Raw genomic sequence first — 17,645 nt, 5'->3', positions numbered from 1 at the left:
GCGGCGGGAACAGGTGTTGGACGGCTGCCGGGAGGCGCCGCGAGGCTTGGCACATCCCCCCTCCGTCCTGCGTCCCAGGAGCCCGATTGCCCTCGCGCGCCCTCCTCGCCTCCTACCGTCGGCTGTTCGCGGCTCCCGGCGCCACCGCTTTCACCCTGGCCGGGCTGCTCGGCCGGCTCGCGCTGTCGATGAACGGCGTCTCGCTGGTGGTGCTGCTCGCCGAACGGCGCGGCTCGTACGCGCTGGCCGGGACGGTCTCGGCGGCCGGGCTGGTCACCGGCGCGATCGGGATGCCGCTGCTCGGCCGCCTGGTGGACCGCCACGGGCAGTCGCGGGTCGCGGTACCGGCCGCGCTGTACACCGTCCTCCCGCTCGCCGCCCTGCTGCTCTGCGTGCACCTCGGCGCCCCGGACTGGACGCTGTACCTCTGCTGGGCCGCCTGCGCCGCCCCCAACCTCGGCGGCATGGCCCGGGCCCGCTGGGCGCACCTGTACCGGGACGACCAGGCCGCCCGGCACCTGGCCAACTCCTTCGAACAGGCCCTGGACGAACTCTGCTTCATGGCGGGGCCGGTGCTCGCGATGCTGCTCTGCACCACCGTCGCCCCGGAGGCCGGGCTGCTCGCCGCAGGCACCCTCGGCAGCACCGGGGCCCTGCTGTTCGCCGCCCAGCGACGCACCGAACCGCCGCTGCCCGCCCGGCCGTTGCCCGGGCAGCGGCACGGCTCCCCGCTGCGGGTGCCCGGACTGCGGGTGCTGACGCTGACCTTCCTCGCCACCGGCATGGTCTTCGGCGCGACCGAGATCACCACCGTCGCCTACGCCGACGCGCTCGGCCACAAGGCGGCGGCCGGCCCGCTGCTGGGCCTGGTCGCGGCCGGATCCTGCCTGGCGGGGCTGCTGTTCGGGCTGCTGAGCCCGCGCCGGGCGCCCGGGGAGCGCTTCCTGCTCGGGGTCACGGCGATGGCCGCGGTCCTGCTGCTGCCGCTCGCCGCCGGGCTCGGCGGGGCCGGGCCGGTGGTGCTCGGGGCGGCGCTGTTCGCGGCCGGCACGGCCACCGCGCCGACCATGGTGACCGGCATGACGCTGGTCCAGGAGCTGTTGCCGCAGCGGCAGTTCAACGAGGGGATGGCGGTGGCGGTGTCCGGCATCGTGGTCGGCATCTCGGCCGGGGCGGCGCTCGCCGGGACGCTCGCCGAGCGGGCCGCGCCCGGCACCGGCTACGCCCTGCCCGCCGGGGCCGCCGCGCTCGCCCTGCTGATCGCGCTGACCGGGCGGCGGCACCTGCGGTCGTCCGGCGCCGCGGAAAATGGGGCGCGGGTTGTCAGTGCCTCCGTCTAACTTCGAGTCATGGCGGAAATCACCTACGTCCGAGGCGATGCCACCACGCCCCAGGGCAAGGGCGTGAAGGTGATCGCGCACGTCTGCAACGACCTCGGCGGCTGGGGCAAGGGCTTCGTGCTCGCGCTCTCCAGACGCTGGCCCGAACCCGAAGCGGCGTTCCGACGCTGGCACCGGGAGCGGGCGAAGAACGACTTCGGCCTCGGCGCCCTGCAGTTGGTGCAGGTCGAGCCGTACGTCTGGGTGGCCAACCTGGTCGGCCAGCGCGGCATCCGGACCGGGCGCTCCACCGGAGTGCCGGTGCGGTACGAGGCCATCGACACCGCACTGGCCGCCCTGGGCGGGCGCGCGCTCGAACTCGGTGCCTCCGTCCACATGCCGCGGATCGGCTGCGGACTGGCCGGCGGGCGCTGGGAGAGGGTCGAGCCGCTGGTGGCCGGCCGGCTTTCGGTGCGCGGCGTACCGGTGACGGTCTACGACGTCGCCTGACCGGCAGCCCGCCCGACGGGCGCGGCCGACCAGGCGTACACGTACTCGGGCAACAGGTGCCCGCCCCGGAACACGCCCTCCTGCTCCCTGATCCGCTCGCCGCCCTCGCGTTCGTAGAAGGCGATCGCGCGGGTGTTGGCGCGCAGCACCTCCAAGTACAGCTCGGCGCCGGGGAACCGCTCGGCGACCTCGGCGCGGGCGGCGGCCAGCAGGTCGCGGCCGATACCGCCGCCGGTGAGGCCAGGGCGGACGTGCAGGTTGTCCACCAGCACCCGGCCGTCGGGCTGCGGCACCAGATAGACGAATCCGACCGGTTCACCGGCCCGTTCGGCGACCAGCAGGACGGGCGTGTTCTCCGGCGTTCCGTAGTCCACCGTCAGGCGCAGCTCCCACAGCTCGCGCCGCTGGGCGCCGAGCCCGTCCCCGAGCGCTTCGTCGGGGACGATCCCGCGGTAAGCGGTGCACCAGCTCTCGGTGTGCAGGTCCGCGATGTCCGCGGCGTCCTGCGCTCCGCCGTGCCGAATGGTGTGCCGCTCTGGACCGGTCATGTGACGAGCCTCCCACAGAGATGGAGTTGAACATGTTCAACCGTACGGTCTACAGTCCTACCAAGTTTTTGAACGCGTTCGAAATGATGGGGGCGATGGACGTGGCACCGGATGCGGAGGGGGCATCCGGTGCCACGAACACCGACAACACCGACACCGGGTGGAACCTCGTCTCCGGTTAGGCTCATGCCTGTGGACGACCTGGCAGCGACGAACCGAACGGACGGCGAGAAGGGTGCGGCCGACGCCTCGGCCGCACCCGGCACGGACGGTGGGCCCATGCCCGGCGGCCGGGCCCAGCCCAAGACCGACAAGAGCGAGGCGACCCGGGCGCTGATCCTGGAGACGGCCATGCGGCTGTTCCAGGAACGGGGCTACGAGAAGACCACGATGCGCGCCATCGCCACCGAGGCGGGCGTGTCGGTCGGCAACGCCTACTACTACTTCTCCGCGAAGGAATTCCTGATCCAGGGGTTCTACGACCGGATGACCCACGACCACGCGACCGAGGCCAGGCTCCGCATGGCCCACACCCGGGACTTCGCCGAGCGGCTGCAGATCGCACTGACCTCCTGGCTGGACACGGCCGCGCCGTACCACGAGTTCGCCGCCCAGTTCTTCCGCACGGCGGCCGACCCGACCAGCTCGCTCAGCCCGTTCTCCAACGAGTCCCACCCGGCCCGGGCGGTGGCCGTCGACCTGTTCCGAGACGTCCTCCAGGGCTCGGAGCTGGCGCCGAAGTTGGACGCCGAACTGGTCGAGCTGCTGCCCGACGTGCTCTGGCTGCACCTGATGGTCGTGGTCCTCTACTGGGTCTTCGACCGGACCGAGGACACCGAGCGGACCAGGGAGTTCGTCCGGCGGTCGACGCCGATGGCCGCCCGGGTGATCAACCTCTCGCGCTACCGGGTGTTCCGGCCGATCGTGCGGGACGCCAAGGGGCTGATCCAGGACTTCATCCTGCCCACGATCGGCAAGACGGCCGTCAAGTAGGCACTTGCGAAGGTGAGTTGCGAACGCCGGAGGCCGGCCCGCGGTGCGCGGGCCGGCCTCCGGCGTCGTTCCGGGCGCCGTCACTCCGGGCGCTGTCACTCCGGCGCTCAGAACTCGGTCGGCGTCCAGGCCCGCAGCGGAGTGCGCAGCAGCAGGTCGGCGGCGGCCGCCGCACCCGGGCGCAGCTCGGTCAGCAGCGCGGCCGCGGCCAGCCGCGGGGCGGTCTCGGCGCCCAGGTAGAGCGAGCCCAACTCGGTTGCGTCCAGGGCGAGATCGGCGTCGTCGTCGGTCCGGGTGCAGCGGCCGGTGCCGTCCTCGGCGGCCTCGATCGCGAACCGGCCGGAGGCGTAGCCGAGCCGGTCCTCGACCTCCAGCACCACCCGGCCGGGCGCGCCGTACGTGCGGGCGCCGAAGGCGGCCTCGACGTCCAGCAGCCGCAGCCACATGGCGTCGGCGTTCTCCTTGCACGGGGTGGCCGCGCGCGGGTCCTGGAGCAGCAGCGGCAGCGGGTCGTCGGGGGCGATGCCCTCCACCACGACCTTGCGCACCCAGTCGACGCTCAGCACCAGGCGCCACAGCTCGACGGCGGTGGGCAGGTCGAGGGCGATGAAGTCGTCCACGGTGAGCGTGGCGTCGGGGTGGGCGCCGTCCCACTTGTTGTCGACGCTGTAGACGGCCATCCCGGTGACCGCGCCGTCGGCGTCCCGGTGGACGGCGGCGAACGGGGCCTTGAAGCTGTCGCCCGGCACCTGGATGCGGTTGGTGTGGCGCTCCCACCAGATCTCGTCGCGGGCGATCGCGCCCGGCTGGGTGCGGCGCCAGCGGTCGTACAGTTCGGCGCCGAGCTCGGCCTGCTCGGCCAGCGTCACGAAGTCGATCCGGCCGCCGGGCACGCCCGGCAGGCCCTCGCGCAGACCACGGGTGCGGCTCAGGTCGATGTCCCAGCCGCTGCCCCGGGTGGCGGGGCCGAAGCCGAACCGGCCGTAGATGTTGTACTCGGCGGCCAGCAGGATGGCGACGGCGCAGCCGCGCTCGGCGGCGGCGGCGAGGTCGCGCCGCATCATCGCGCTGAGCAGGCCCCGGCGCCGGTGGGTGGCACTGACCGTGACGTTGGTGATCGCGTCGGCCTGGACGACGGCTCCGCCCGGAACGGTGAGCTCGACGTCGAAGCTGCGGAAGGTGGCGATCTGACGGTCCCCGTCGAAGCCGGCCACCATCCGGCCGAGCTCCCGCTGCCGGCGGCGCAGGTCCGGCGCGACGCCCGCGTGCGGGCGCAGGAAACCGAAGTTGAGCGCCCGGTTCCACTCCTCCACTTCGTCCACGGTGACGGCCCGGACCTGGACCCCGTTGACGGTCTCGGCGGCCGTCCGATCAGTGTTGTTGCGCATCGGGCCACCGTACGGGCGGTGCCCCGGGGGCAGCATCCGATTTAATCCGTGTCCGACCCCCGGCGGTGCTCGCCCGGCGTCACCACCCAGTGGTTGGTGTGCAGGATCCGGTCGCCGAAGTCGACGTCCCGCTCGCCGAGCAGCCGGAAGCCGAGCGAGCGGCAGATCCCGTTGGACGGGCCGTTGGTGGTCCCCGGGTTGGCGTGCACCTCGCCCCAGCGGCCGTCCGCCGCCGCGGCGTCCAGCACCCGGCGGACGGCCGCCTTGGCCAGCCCGCGGCCCTGGAACTCGGGCAGCACCATCCAGCCGATCTCGGAGACGGTCACGCCGTCCTCGTCGTCCTGCCAGAGCGTCACCACGCCGGCCGCCCCGTCGCTGTCGTCCGGGACGATCACCTTGATCCAGGCGCCGTCCTCCGCGACCAGGGCGAGGTCCTTGCGCAGCCGCGCCTCCACCTTCTCCCGGGGCAGCGGCCCGCCCAGCTCGGCCATCATCGCCTCGTCGCAGCGCATCCGGACGTACGCCTCGACGTCGCCTGCTGCCACGTTCCGCAGCCGCACAGTGCCTCCCCGGGAGTGGTCGGAGCGGTCAGGCTAACCGAGGCCACCGACAGCGGCGCCGGGCGGCGGCGCTCCGGGGTTCACCGGTCGGTGGACCGTTCCCACCGGGTGAGGAGGCCGAAGGCCGTGACCAGGTACGTGATCACCCCGGAGGTGGCCCTGCGGCCGGTCGACGCCCTGGTCACCCCCGACCCGGCGCCGGCGGCGGCCGCGCGGGGCGTGGTGCCGCCGACCTCCGTCGAGGAGCCGACCGGGGCTCAGGGCCGGGCGTAGTAGTCCGGGGTGCCCATGATCCAGAGGCTGGCCTGCTTGACCGGCATGCCGACCCGCGGGGCCTCGATCATCTGGTCGTCGCCGATGTAGAGGCCGACGTGGTGGATGTCGGCGGAGCGGCCGGTGTCGGTCCAGAAGACCAGGTCGCCGGGGCGCAGCTGGCGGTAGCTGACCGGGGTGGACTGGGCGTACTGGTCGGCGGCGAAGTGGTTGAGCTGTCTGCCGCCCTCGCGCCAGGCCATCATGGTCAGCCCGGAGCAGTCGTAGCCCTCCGGCCCCTCGCCGCCCCAGATGTAGGGCAGGCCGATCTTGGAGCGGGCGAAGGCGATCGCGGCGGCCGCGCCCTCGGCCGACCACGGGCGGTCGCCGGGCGGTGCCGCCTGGGCCTTGGCGGCGGCGGCCGACGCGGCTTCGGCCTCGCGGGCGGCCTGTTCGGCGGCGGCGCGAGCGGCCTCCTCCGCCTCGCGGGCGGCGATCGCCTCCAGCGCCTCGTGCCGTCGGCGCTCCAGCTCGACGGTGGTGTTCCGGGCGGCGGCGAGTTCGGTGAGCAGCTGTTCCCGGCGCCGGCCGGCCGCGGCGACCTCGGTCTGCTGGGCGGCGAGCCGCTGCTCCGCCCTGGTCCGGGCCGCGCCGACCTCGGTCGCGGCCTTCTCGGCGGCCGTGGTGGCGGTGCGGGCGGCGGCGGAGGCACTGCGGGCGGCGGCGGCCGTGGAGGTGGCGGCGTCCAGGATCTGCCGGGTGCGCGCGCTGACCACGCCGATCACGGCGGCGCGGTCGCCCGCCTCGCGCGGGCCGTGGGCGCCGAGCAGGGCGTTGAGGGCGGACAGTTCGGCACCGGCGCCCTGCCGGTAGGTCTCGGCGGCGAGCCGGGCCGCGTCGTCGGCGGCCGTGGAGCGCTCGGCCTCGGCGGCGGCCGCGCGCCGGTTGGCGGCGGTCTCCTCGGCGCGGGCCCGGGTGAGGGCGAGCTGGGCGCCGTTGTAGGCCTCGACGGCCTGTTCGGCACTGCGGCCGGCCCGGTCGAGTTCGGCGCGGGCGGCGGTGAGCGCGGTCTCCAGCGCGGCTGCCGAGACGGCCTTGCCGTCGGCCTCGGCGCGGGAGCGGTCGATCTCCTCGGTGGAGGGGTACGGGCCCTGGCCGGCCGGCGGTTGCGCCTGCGCCGATTCGGCCTCTGCCGGGTCCGCCGGGGCGGCCTGGGCGGCGGGGAGCAGCCCGAGCAGGGCGGTGAGGGACAACAGGAGGGTCGGCAGGATCCTGCGTGCCACGAGACATCCCTTCTCACGGGTCCGGAGGGGACGGCGGCGGATGCCTGGCGGCGCGCGGCCTCAAGGGCTGTGGTCGAGGCGGCGGGGATCCGACGAATCATCCCATCACGTGACAGAACGGTCACTCGCCGCTCATGTTCTCAACTCCGAGGGATTTCACACCTCGAACGCGCTCCGCCAGCCGGGTGACCATCCGATGATCTGACCGGACGTCAGTCCCGCTCGGGCGTCAAGGGTATGCGAACTAACGATGAATGCGGCGGGTCTTCGTCCGCAGATGGGGGTGTCGGCCGGGGCGGGGTTCCTGGCCGGTCGGGCCGACCGCGTACGTCCGGTGGCGGCCGGCGCGGACCGCGCGGCGGCGCCGCTGGGCCCCGGCCGAGCGGGTCGGGAGGCCGCCGGAGGCCCCCTCGGCCGGTTGCGGGTGCGCCGCGGGCGCCTTCGCCGCCGCCCCGGCGGCCGCGGCCGAGCGGCGGTCGGCCAGCCGCGCCTGGCGGCGGGCCAGCGCCCGGGCGGCGTGCGCATCGAGGTGGGCGGAGGCCCGGGCGGCCATCCGCTCGGCGACCCGGTGGGCGGCCGGGTGGTTGGCGGGCACCTTGTCGGGCGCGCCGGCGATCAGGTCGAAGAGCCAGGTGCGGGCGCGGTCCGCACGCCGGTGCAGCAGGCGCTCGCGCCGCAGCGCACGCGCCCGGCGGCGGGAGCGCGTGGTGTACCGCCAGCGGGCCCACGGGCTGCTCGGGCGGGCCAGCCGGATCGCGCCGATCCAGGACAGGCCGGGGATCATGATCCCGAGCAGGCCGGTCCATACCTTGCCCTTGAGCAGGGTGATCACCGAGGCCAGCGCGTTCACCGAGATCACGGTGATCAGGCCCCACCGGGTGTCCTCGCCGGGCACCACGCCGAGCGGCACGTACCCGATCAGCAGCAGGGCGGTGAACAGGATGCCGAAGATCACCGCGTCCACCGACTTGCGGCCCTGTTCGCTCCAGTACACGTCGTCCAGGTGCAGGATCAGCGCGAACTCGTCCAGCACCAGGCCGCAGCCGATGCCGAAGGCCAGCCCGAACCAGTCGATCCACGGGGTGCCGCCGTAGGTGGCGAACACCCCGATGCCGCCGAGCAGCAGGAAGCCCAGCCCGAACACCATGTGGTGGATGTGCAGGCCGCCGGGGGTGACGTTGCCGGGCCACCAGCGCACCTTGGCCCGGATCATCCGCACGCTGAACCGGATGAAGACGAAGGAGGTGATGAAGCCGACCAGCAGCAGGAACAGCGGTTGCTTGTGCGCGTTGACGATGTGCTCGCGGTAGCTGTCCAGCATTGTCGTCATGGGTCTTACCTTCGTTCCTGGTCCTGCGTCCTGCCTGCCGTGACATGGCCCGGGGCCCAACAGCCGCCCAACACGGTTCCGGGCGGCGCCCGACCGGAACCCGGAACCCGGTACCGGGCTCAACGCGCGGTCAGAACCCCCGGGTGCGCTTGGCCGCCCGGCGCGGCACCGCCGGGTAGAGCGAGGGCAGCTCGGCGCCCACCGGCAGCTTGAGGAACAGCCGGGCGACCTCCCCGCCGAGGTTCACCCCGACGGCCAGCGCCATCGCGATCGCCGCCGCCCGGAAGACCGACACCAGGCCGGTGCTGGAGTGCCCCTGGGCGAAGGCCAGCATCCCGAGGTAGAGCGCCGAACCCGGCATCAGCGGGCCGATCGCGGCGGTGACGTACGGCAGCGCCGAGCTGTTGCGGGCCCGCGCCATCAGCTGGCCGAAGAGGCCGACCAGACCGGCCGCCACCCCGGTCGCCGCGATCGGGTTGACGCCCGCGTTGTAGACCAGCGCGCCGTAGCTGGCCCAGCCGATGCCGCTGTTGAGGGTGACCAGGGCGAGGGTGCGGCGGTCGGTCTGCAGCAGGGTGGCGAAGGCCAGGGTCAGCACCATCGCGGCGATCATCTGGACCGGCGGGTAGCTGATGCCCACCAGGCTCTCGTCCGGTTTGAGCTTCGCCTCGAAGCCGACGCCCAGGTAGAGGATCATGATCACGCCGATCACGATGCCCGCGACCAGGTAGATCACTTCCAGCAGGCGGGCCGCGGCGGTGATGTAGAAGCCGGTCAGGCCGTCCTGGACGGCGGCGACCAGCGCGCGCCCGGGCAGCAGGGCGAACAGACCGCCGGTGATCACCACCGAGCCGCGCAGGCCCCAGTCGTTGAAGGACAGGATGATCCCGGAGGCGGCGGCCGGCATCGCGGCCGCCACGAACTGGTAGAACTCCGGCAGCCGGCGCTTGGCCAGCGCCGAGGCCAGCCGGTCGCCGAGGACGGCCGCGACGAAGGCGCTGCCGAAGACCAGCCAGGCCTTGTCGTCGAGCCGCCCGCCGACCAGGAAGGTCGCCGCGCCGGCCAGCAGGCCGGTGGTCAGGGCGAGGAACCAGGCCGGGTACGGGTGCCGGTTGCGGCGGATCACGGCCAGCCGGCGGTAGGCGTCGTTGACCGTCACCTTCTCCGCGGTGATGTCCGCGACCAGCTGGTAGACCGCGTTCAGCCGGGTGTAGTCGGAGGTGCGGCGGCGCACCACGCGGTCGGCGGTGACCGGCGGCTCGACCAGCGAGGGCTGGTGCGAGATGCCGATCAGGGTGAAGGTGACCTGCGGCTCGCAGCGGTCCAACCGATAGGCGTGGGCGATGCCGAGCATGGCCGCCTCGACGTCCTCGGCGGCCTCGCCGCTGGCCAGCAGCAGCTCGCCGATGCGCAGCGTCAGGTCGAGGATCCGGGGGACGTTGCGGGCGGCGGCCGCGGAGGGGTGCATCTCGCGGGCGGTGCGCTCGAAGGCGGGGCGCTCGGACATCGGGGTGCGCAGCAGGGTGCGCATCCGGTCCGGCCAGGGCGCCTCGCCGGGGGCGCCGGTGGTCAGCTCGGGGATCGGGATGCCGGTGGGCGGGGTGTAGCCGGCTTCGCGCCACTCCTCGGGGGTGAGGGTGTCCTCGGCGACCGAGCGGCGGCGGGCCGGTCGGGCGGGCGCCGGGCGCTCGGCGGACGGGCGCTCGGCGGACGGGCGCTCGGCGGACGGGCGCTGTTCGGCGCCCGGGTCCCGGGGCCGCAGGTCGATGGTCAGCTCGGGGTGCGGCTCCGGAGCGGGCTGGGGCGAGGGCTCCCGCTCCGGCTGCCGCTCGGGGTTCAGCAGCCCCTTGGTCTCCGTGATGGGCGGTACGAGCGGCACCACGGTGGTGGGCTCGACGATCGGGGCCGGGTGGCCGAGCAGGCCCTCGGTGGGCGGTGCCTCGGCGGGGTGCACCGGCTTCGGCGGCGCCTGCCGCACCTGGCGGACCGCCCGGCCTCCCCTCGCCCGCTTGCCCGCACCCGGTCGGCCCCGCTTAGGCACTTCCGCTCCTTGCCGCCCCTGGTGGCCGCCGCCACCGTTCGATCTCGGGTACACCTTGCCTGATCGAACAGCCGGACGCACATGTACGGGACGTCCCGCGGCAGAACCCCCGGACGCCTACCCGGCGCGGTGGCCTGCGGCGTCGGCCGCTCCGGACCGGCGGGCCCGGAGCAGTTCGACCACCACCGGGACCACCGAGACCAGCACGATGCCGACCAGGATCGCCTCGATGTTGTCCCGGACGAAGGGGATCCGGCCCAGGAAGTAGCCGAGCACGGTGACCCCGGCGCCCCACAGCACCCCGCCGACCACGTTGAACAGCACGAAGCCGCGGTAGTTCATCCTGCTCACCCCGGCCACGATCGGGGTGAAGGTGCGCACGATCGGCACGAAGCGGGCCAGCACGATCGCCTTGGGGCCGTGCCGGTCGAAGAAGGCGGCGGCCTTCTCGACGTTCTCCTGCTTGAAGACCCTGGAGTCGGGGCGCCGGAACAGGCTCGGACCGACCTTCCGGCCGAACAGGTATCCGACCTGGTCCCCGGCGATCGCGGCCAGCACGATCAGCGCGCAGACCAGCCAGAGCGGCTGGTGCAGGTAGCTGCCGCCGGCCACCAGCAGGCCGGTGGTGAACAGCAGCGAGTCGCCGGGGAGGAAGAAGCCGATCAGCAGCCCGGACTCGGCGAAGACGATGGCCAGGATGCCGATCAGGCCGAAGGCGGAGATCAGGGTGGTCGGATCGAGCCAGGACGGGCCGAGGGCGATGCTGGTCACGGTGCGGGCACTCCTGGAGGTCGAGTCTTGGCAATGTCATGGTAAAGCAATGACAAAGACTCGTCGGGGTGCGGGATGGTTCCCCGACCCGGGCAGCCCCCGCGTGGGGGCTGCCCGGGTCGGGGAACCGGGGCGCCCGCAGGCTCAGAGGTCGTAGCGCTCGACGATCCCGGTGTGCCGGCCGAGGTCCGCGCCGGCCGCCTCGGCCAGGCCGGGCCAGGCGAGCGGGTGCGCCCAGCCGGCCGTGAGCCGGTGCAGCAGCGCGTCGGCGGCCTCCGCCGAGGCGGTCGGCGGAACGCCGAGGGCGGCGTAGACGCCGGGCAGCGTCTCGCCGTCCTCCGCCGGGTCGGTGATCCGGTACTGCTCCCCGCTGTACGCCCAGACCGCATAGCCGGCCGTCCGCAGGCCGTCCCGGAACCCGGACCAGGCCTCGTCGCCGGGCCAGGCGCCGTCGATCCAGTACGTGGTGAAGCCCGCCGGGTCGAGCAGGGTCAGCACGGCGAAGACCGGGCGCCAGTTCTCCCGCTCCTCCTCGGGGGCGTCCTCGGCCGGCCGACCCTCGAGCAGGGCGGGGGCGAAGACCACCACGTCGCCGTGGTTGAGCGTCAGGTCCTCGCCGAGCACCGGCAGGATCCGGGCGGTGGCCGGGCCGGTCCGGACGGCGGGCAGGTCGGCCGTCGTGCCGTTGGTGCGGGTGGCGCGGACGGTGATCAGCTGCCACTCCTCGTCCACCGGGCCCTCGGGCTCGTCGAACTCGATGCCGATCCGGGCGCCGGTGGAGCGGACCACGGCCCAGTCCCGGTTGGCGCTGGCCGCGGTGATCAGGTGCCAGAGGTCGGGCTCCTGGACCGTCCGGTGGAGCTGCTCCTCCCCCGCCTCCTCGACGGACAGCGCGTGCTCCAGCAGCTCCTGGTAGAGGCGCTGCGCGGTGGCGTGGTCGCCCAGTTCGGTCGCGGCGGCCGCGGCCAGCCGGCGGGTGTTGATCCGGCTCGCCTCGAGCGCCAGGATCGCCCCGCACTGCTCCAGCACCTCGGCCCAGCGGCCCTCGGCGGCGGCCCAGCGGGCGCGGATCCAGTGCGCGTCGGCCGGGGCGGTCGCGGCCAGCCGGTCGGCGAGGCGGCGGATTCCCTCGGCGTCCCCGGCCTCGATCAGGGCCTGGCCGAGCGTGCCGACCAGGTCCTCGCTGCCCGGGTCGGCGTCCAGCCGCTGCCACAGCAGGTCGGCGGCGGCCCTGGCGTGGCCCAGGCCGCCGAGCACGGTGGCCAGCAGCACGGCCAGCTCGGTGGCGCCCCCGGGCTCGCCCCGGTACCGGTCCAGGGCGGCGGAGAGCAGATCGGCGCCGTGCTCGACGGGCAGCTCGGCCTCGGCCAGGTGAGCGAGCAACTCATCCGGTGCGACGGGCAGTTCGGGCACCGGCAGCGCCTCGGCAGCCGCGCGCAGGGCGGCGACCTCCCCGGCCACGCCCTCGGTGCGGCGCAGCCGGGTCAGCTTGCGCTCCCCGGTGGCCGCGAGGGTGAGCGCGACCGTACGGGCGCCGCGGGCGAGGGCCAGCCGGCCCGCCGCCAGCAGCAGGTCCACGCAGGGGCGGTGCGAGCCGGTGCCGTCCAGGTAGCCGACCCAGCCGGCCAGCACGGCGCCCAGCTCGGCGTCGTTCTCCCAGGCCCCGGCCGCGACCAGCAGCTCGACCGTCCGGGTCCAGGTCTCGCGCAGGTCGGCGTGGCGCTCGGCCTCGGCCCGGGCCGGCAGCAGGGCGAGGGCCTCCTCCGTCCGCCCGAGCGAGGCGTGCGCGCGGGCCCGCAGCAGGGCGCCCCAGCGCTGGTCGCTCTCGTCGAGTTCCTCGCCCCGGGCCCGGGTGGCGCGATCGGTGGTGTCCAGCAGGGCGAGCACCTCCTCGTGCCGGCCCAGCAGGTGCAGGGTGCCGGCCCGGGCGCGGTGGAAGCGCAGCGAGACCTGCTGGCCGGCGGCCTGCATCCGGGCGGCGGCGGTGTCCAGGTGGGCGAGCGCGTCGGCGGCCCGGCCGTCGTCCTCCAGGGCGTCGGAGTACTCGCGGGAGAGGCAGTCGTAGCAGGCCCGGCCGGGCTCGATCCGCTCCAGCGTCTCGCCGACCACCTCCAGTCGCTCGGTCACGTACCCGGGCCCGTCGACCCGGGCGTGGCAGATCGCGAAGTCCTGCACCACGCAGACGGACTGCGGGCAGCCGGCCGTCTCCTCCCGGTGGGCGAACTCCAGCAGGTCGACCGCCTCGGGCATGACCGACTCGCCCTGCTGGCGCTTGTTCAGCAGGTTCTGCATCCGCCAGTGCCGCAGGTACACCTCGACCCAGGGCAGACCGAGGGCCCGCGCGGCGGCGACCGCCTCCGGGTAGACCGCGTCGAGCTGCTCGTTGCGGCCCTCGGTGGCGTGTTCGGGCAGCTCGTAGATCGCGTCGGCGAGCCGCTCGTGGCCGGCCTCGCGCAGCTGCTGGTGGGTGTCGCGCACCCAGGCCCAGATGTCGGTGGTCATGCCTGCTTCCCCTGCGTCGTGCTGATGGGTGTTCTGCCGTGGGCCGTGGGCGATCCGTGCGCCCCGGTGCCCGTCGGGCCGGTGCCCGTCGGGCCGTTCGCCCGGGTACCGGTCGGGCCGTGCGTCACGCGTCGCCCCCGAGGGCGCCGGGGCTGTCCGGGACGTCCGGCAGCCCGGCCGGGACGGCGGCGGTGAGGGCTGAGACGGCGGTGCCGATGCCGGCCAGCGCGGCGCCGAGGTCCCCCTCGGCGGGGCCAGTGGAGGCCGCCGCCATGATCACCTTGAGCGAGCGGAGCAGCCCGGCCGCGGTGGCGCTGCCGGTGTGCCCGGTGCGGTAGGCGGCCAGCAGGTCGCGCACGGCCGGGCAGTCCAGATTGAGGTAGAGCCGGGCCTTGACCTCGCCGTCGGTGCGGGCGGTGAACGCCCGGGCCAGCCGCAGCGCGGCGGACGGGATCCGGGCGTCGGCCTGGTCGTCCTCGATCCGGGCCTTCAGCTCGGCCTCGCGGTCGGGCACCAGGACCAGCGGGAGGCCGGGCGGGTCGAAGCGGGCCGGGACGAGCTGCTCGCCCGGGTCGGCGAGGGCGCCGGCCAGCCAGGCCGACTCCTCGGCCGGGAGCGGGCGTTCCGGGTCGCGGAACAGTTCGCGGTTGCCCTGCTCGCTGCCCAGCTCGACCAGCCGGCAGCCGCGCAGCTGGGCGTAGCGGCGCAGGAACGGCAGGACGGCGTAGCGGTCGCCGCGGGCGATCGGCACCCGCATCGCCCGGTACAGCATCTCCTCGAAGCCGCCGCCGCTGCCGAGCGCGACGTGCACCGCTCCCGCTCCGGACGCCCGCAGCGCGCCCGCGGTGAGGTCGCCCTGCGAGGTGGGCACCGGGACGTCGTCGGCGAGCAGGGTGAACAGCCGGTCGTCGCAGAGGGCGGCGCCGAGCAGCTCCTGGCCGTGCCGGGTGAGGATGCGGCGCCAGACGGCGGGCCGCAGCCGGGCCGTCTCGTACAGGCCGTCCACGATGGCGTCGGTGAGGGCCTTCTGCAGTGCGCGGTAGTGCTCGTCGCGCTGGAGGTCCTCGCGGCTGGCGGTGGGGGTGAGCCGGCTGGACTCGACCGCGCCGCCGATGAACCCGGCCCAGCTGGGCAGCAGGTCGCGGGCGTCCTCGGCGAGCAGCATGCCGCGCAGGTAGACGGCGAGGTCGCGGTTGTCGCTGCTGCCGTAGGTGCCGCCGTCCTGGACCCAGAGCAGGCCGACCGCGTCGGTGGCGCCCTCGGCGGCCCCCTCCCCCTGGACGGGCAGCACGGGGAAGGCGGTGAGCGGCTCGAAGCGGCGGCCGAAGGCGGTGGCGAAGCGCATCCGGGCGCCGTACTGGTCGCCGTCGACGGCCTGGCGCCAGGGCACCTGGACGGCGTTGACCGGCCGGTCGTCGTCGCCGACGTAGACCGGGATGGGCAGCAGGACGCAGTAGCGGCCGAGGACTTCGCGCAGGGCGTGCTCGTCGGCGAGGTGGGCGTGCTCGGCCTTGAGCGCCAGTTCGACGACGGTGCCGGGCTCCGGGCGGGCGGGCGCCGGGTCGACCTGGTACTGCTCGCCGCCGCGGCTGCGGTAGCGGTGGCCGAGCCGGGGCTCGCGGTGCGAGGTGGTGGTGACGGTCACCTCGTCGGCGACCGAGAAGGCGGAGAGGAAGCCCAGGCCGAAGGCGCCGATGAGCTCCTGATTGCCGGTCAGTTCGCGCAGCATCCGGGTGTAGCCGGTGCCGACGGTGGCGAGGTAGGCGTGGATCTCCGGTTCGGTGAGGCCGGCCCCGGTGTCCTCGATGGCGACGGTCCGCCGGGTGGCGTCGGCGCGCACCCGGATCCGCGGCCGGTGCTCGCCGTCCGGGTCCTCCAGGAACCGGCGGGTGTGCGAGTCGTGGGCGTTCTGGACGAGTTCGCGCAGGGCGACCAGCGGGGTGGAGTAGAGGTGGGTGGCGAGGACGTTCACCAGGCCGCCGAGGTCGACCTCGGTGGTGCGCAGGTCCTCGGCGGGGGTGGGCTCGGTCGGGGCACCTTCAGACATGGGTCCTCAGTGTGCCAGTGCGACAATCCGTCGACCATTTCTTTCTATGCATCAGTCGACGTATCAGCGGACCATCGGTCTTCCCCGCCGAAATGACGGATTCTGGTCAACTCGGAATTGACCACTCCCCCACCATCGAGGGAAAGGCCACCCGTCCGGTGGAGTTCGTCCACATCACTGGTGAATGCTGAACGTGCGACGTCAGGCAACGGCGCTACGGAGCGGCCACTCCGGATCGCGCCACTTTCGCACTTCCAGCTCAGGGAGACCAGCGTGTCCCGTATTCGCGCAGCCGCCGCCGTCACCGCCCTCGGGGCGTTCCTCCTCGTCGGCGTCGGTGCCGCCACCGCGCACGCCGACAACGGCGCCGGCGCGATCGACCACTCCAACAGCAGCGTCGTGAACAACGTCGGCTCCGGCAACGTCGTCGGCACCGTCAACGGCAACCTGGTCAACACCCAGCAGACCGCGACCGGCTCGGGCGCGAGCAACCAGAACAACGGCCTCGCCGTGGCGGGCAACGGCGGCAACGTCGGCGCGCTCCAGGGGAACGGCAACTTCGACGCCCGGGTCTACTACCCGCACGTCCTCTACTAGCCGGCCCGACCGGGCGACGCCCGGTCGCACCCCACGGGCCGGGTGCCCGCCGCCGTCGGAACGGTGGCGGGCACCCGGCCCCGCGCGTTGCTACGGCGGGTCGCTACCGCAGGTCGCTACGGCGAATCGCTACGGCGGGTCGACTCCCAGGACCGCCCCGCCGATCCGCCGCAGGCACTCGCCGAGGTCGGGCCGGGTGCTGTAGGGGCGGTTCCGCACCCCGTCGTTGACCAGTGAGAACAGCGCGTGCACCCGGATCCGGGCGGCCACCGCGTCGTACTCCGGGCGCACCCGGCGCAACAATCCGACCCAGGTGCGCAGGAAATCCCGCCGGAAGTCCACCGCGACCCGGCGGTCCGGCGGGGCCAGCCGCTCCGTCTCGCTCAGCATCGCGCCCAGGTAGTCGCCGTTGCGCAGCGCGAAGTCGACATACGCACCGAGTCCGGCCGCCAGCGCCGCCGTCGGCCCGTCGGCGGCCGCGATCGCCCCCTCCACCTCGTGCCGGAGCCGCTCCCGGCTGCGCACCAGGGAGGCCGCGAGAAGGTGGGCCTTGCTGTCGAAGTGCCGGTAGACGCTCGGGCCGGAGATGCCGACGGCGGCGCCGAGTTGGTCGGTGCTGACGTTGTCGAAGCCGCGCTGGTGGAACAGCCGGACGGCCGCCGCGAGCAGCTCCTCCCGGCGGGGCCGGGGCCCGGCGGCGGGGTCGGGGTCGGGGGCCGGCCCGGTGGCGGGGTCGGCGGCGGGGTCGGGAGCCGGCCCGGTGGCGGGGTCGGCGGCGGTGCCGTCCAGGGACACCGCGAGGACGGCCGCGACCAGTTCGCGCAGCAGCGCCTCGGCCCGGCGGGGCTGCGGCGCGGCCGACTGGTAGGACAGTCCGGCGCAGCCGGAGAGCGCCGACCAGCAGAGCAACTCGGCGTCCTGGGTGGGGAGTTCCGGGCGCTCGGCGCGCAGCACGGCGGCCATCAGGGCGACGTCCGAACGGAGTTCGCGGCGCAGCCCGGCCCGGCGGGCGGGCGGCAGCAGCCGGGCGTCGCGCTGCACCAGGGTGCCGAGCGGACGGTGGCCGACCGCCACCGCGGCCAGCGCGGCGCCGAGTTCGGCGGTACTGCCGGCCGCGCGCAGGCCGTCGGCGAGCGCGTCCAGGCCCAACCGGACGGCGCGGTCCAGCAGTTCGGGCTTGCCGCGGAAGTGCCGGTAGAGCGCGGGCGCGGTGATGCCGACGCCGGCGGCGACCTCGGTCATCGAGACCTGGTGGTAGCCGCTGCGGTGGAAGCGGTCGGCGGCCACGGCGAGGATCTGGGCGCGCCGCCCGGGCGGCCGTCGGACCACCATGGCGTGCCTCCCTCCGCATCCTGGGGGCTCGCGCCGGGGACCGGCCCCGGGGACCGGCCCCGAGGGCTCGCCCCGAACCCCGTCCGAAGGCTAGCAAGGATTCACTTCAGCGCCGTGTCGAGCAGGATTTCCGGGCCCTCCGACGCTGGACAGCCGAGGCTACCCGGGATTA

At 74.4% G+C, this 17,645-nt stretch carries 16 protein-coding genes; 6 read left to right on the top strand and 10 right to left on the bottom strand.

The annotated features are described in order from the left end of the window. Window positions 1-86 precede the first annotated feature (86 nt). On the top strand, window positions 87-1,340 hold the full coding sequence (locus ABTY61_RS31665; RefSeq protein ID WP_350508560.1) for an MFS transporter: 1,254 nt from the start codon (window positions 87-89) through the stop codon (window positions 1,338-1,340). A gap of 9 nt (window positions 1,341-1,349) precedes the next feature. Continuing rightward, on the top strand, window positions 1,350-1,829 hold the full coding sequence (locus tag ABTY61_RS31660; RefSeq protein WP_350508559.1) for a macro domain-containing protein: 480 nt from the start codon (window positions 1,350-1,352) through the stop codon (window positions 1,827-1,829). Here ABTY61_RS31660 and ABTY61_RS31655 read toward each other — a convergent pair. After that, the gene (locus ABTY61_RS31655; RefSeq protein ID WP_350508558.1) at window positions 1,814-2,377 is read right to left on the bottom strand and encodes a GNAT family N-acetyltransferase; all 564 of its coding nucleotides are present in this window, start codon (window positions 2,375-2,377) and stop codon (window positions 1,814-1,816) included. The genes ABTY61_RS31660 and ABTY61_RS31655 overlap by 16 nt on opposite strands. A 32-nt stretch (window positions 2,378-2,409) precedes the next feature. Between ABTY61_RS31655 and ABTY61_RS31650 the strand changes: the two genes are divergently transcribed. Further along, window positions 2,410-2,559, top strand: coding sequence for a hypothetical protein (locus ABTY61_RS31650; protein ID WP_350508557.1), 150 nt, complete (start codon window positions 2,410-2,412; stop codon window positions 2,557-2,559). A gap of 4 nt (window positions 2,560-2,563) precedes the next feature. After that, window positions 2,564-3,370 (top strand): TetR/AcrR family transcriptional regulator, encoded by an 807-nt coding sequence (locus tag ABTY61_RS31645; protein WP_502895460.1) that lies wholly within the window; start codon window positions 2,564-2,566, stop codon window positions 3,368-3,370. Between the two features lie 107 nt (window positions 3,371-3,477). On the opposite strand, the gene ABTY61_RS31640 is transcribed toward ABTY61_RS31645, so the two are convergent. Together ABTY61_RS31640 and ABTY61_RS31635 are read right to left on the bottom strand one after the other, a co-directional pair. Further along, window positions 3,478-4,758, bottom strand: coding sequence for a GNAT family N-acetyltransferase (locus tag ABTY61_RS31640; RefSeq protein WP_350508555.1), 1,281 nt, complete (start codon window positions 4,756-4,758; stop codon window positions 3,478-3,480). Between the two features lie 41 nt (window positions 4,759-4,799). Further along, complete coding sequence (locus ABTY61_RS31635; protein WP_350508554.1) at window positions 4,800-5,318, bottom strand: GNAT family N-acetyltransferase; 519 nt, start codon at window positions 5,316-5,318, stop codon at window positions 4,800-4,802. 126 nt (window positions 5,319-5,444) lie between these two features. On the opposite strand from ABTY61_RS31635, the gene ABTY61_RS31630 reads away from it, so the two are divergent. Continuing rightward, window positions 5,445-5,591 (top strand): hypothetical protein, encoded by a 147-nt coding sequence (locus ABTY61_RS31630; protein ID WP_350508553.1) that lies wholly within the window; start codon window positions 5,445-5,447, stop codon window positions 5,589-5,591. Here ABTY61_RS31630 and ABTY61_RS31625 read toward each other — a convergent pair. From ABTY61_RS31625 to ABTY61_RS31600, 6 genes are all read right to left on the bottom strand, one after another. Then, on the bottom strand, window positions 5,576-6,853 hold the full coding sequence (locus ABTY61_RS31625; RefSeq protein WP_350508552.1) for a C40 family peptidase: 1,278 nt from the start codon (window positions 6,851-6,853) through the stop codon (window positions 5,576-5,578). The genes ABTY61_RS31630 and ABTY61_RS31625 overlap by 16 nt on opposite strands. 244 nt (window positions 6,854-7,097) lie before the next feature. Further along, window positions 7,098-8,183 carry a hypothetical protein gene (locus ABTY61_RS31620; protein ID WP_350508551.1) on the bottom strand — a complete coding sequence of 362 codons (1,086 nt, stop codon included), beginning with the start codon at window positions 8,181-8,183 and terminating at the stop codon, window positions 7,098-7,100. Between the two features lie 130 nt (window positions 8,184-8,313). Beyond that, a complete protein-coding gene (locus ABTY61_RS31615) occupies window positions 8,314-10,224 on the bottom strand; it encodes a threonine/serine exporter family protein (protein ID WP_350508550.1) in 1,911 nt (636 codons plus the stop codon). 117 nt (window positions 10,225-10,341) lie between these two features. Beyond that, window positions 10,342-10,995: a DedA family protein gene (locus ABTY61_RS31610; RefSeq protein WP_350508549.1), complete on the bottom strand. Its 654-nt coding sequence runs from the start codon at window positions 10,993-10,995 to the stop codon at window positions 10,342-10,344. 144 nt (window positions 10,996-11,139) lie between these two features. Further along, window positions 11,140-13,497 (bottom strand): hypothetical protein, encoded by a 2,358-nt coding sequence (locus ABTY61_RS31605; RefSeq protein ID WP_350508548.1) that lies wholly within the window; start codon window positions 13,495-13,497, stop codon window positions 11,140-11,142. 124 nt (window positions 13,498-13,621) lie between these two features. Next, window positions 13,622-15,544 (bottom strand): ATP-binding protein, encoded by a 1,923-nt coding sequence (locus tag ABTY61_RS31600; RefSeq protein WP_350508547.1) that lies wholly within the window; start codon window positions 15,542-15,544, stop codon window positions 13,622-13,624. A gap of 273 nt (window positions 15,545-15,817) precedes the next feature. On the opposite strand from ABTY61_RS31600, the gene ABTY61_RS31595 reads away from it, so the two are divergent. Continuing rightward, the gene (locus ABTY61_RS31595; RefSeq protein ID WP_350508546.1) at window positions 15,818-16,141 is read left to right on the top strand and encodes a hypothetical protein; all 324 of its coding nucleotides are present in this window, start codon (window positions 15,818-15,820) and stop codon (window positions 16,139-16,141) included. A gap of 129 nt (window positions 16,142-16,270) precedes the next feature. Here ABTY61_RS31595 and ABTY61_RS31590 read toward each other — a convergent pair whose 3' ends face one another. Next, window positions 16,271-17,473 (bottom strand): TetR/AcrR family transcriptional regulator, encoded by a 1,203-nt coding sequence (locus ABTY61_RS31590; protein WP_350508545.1) that lies wholly within the window; start codon window positions 17,471-17,473, stop codon window positions 16,271-16,273. Window positions 17,474-17,645: the final 172 nt, after the last annotated feature.

Source organism: Kitasatospora sp. NPDC096128, assembly GCF_040303105.1.
GTDB lineage: Bacteria > Actinomycetota > Actinomycetes > Streptomycetales > Streptomycetaceae > Kitasatospora.
The sequence above is the reverse complement of the archived record's forward strand: the minus strand, read 5'-3'. Positions and strand labels throughout refer to the sequence as shown.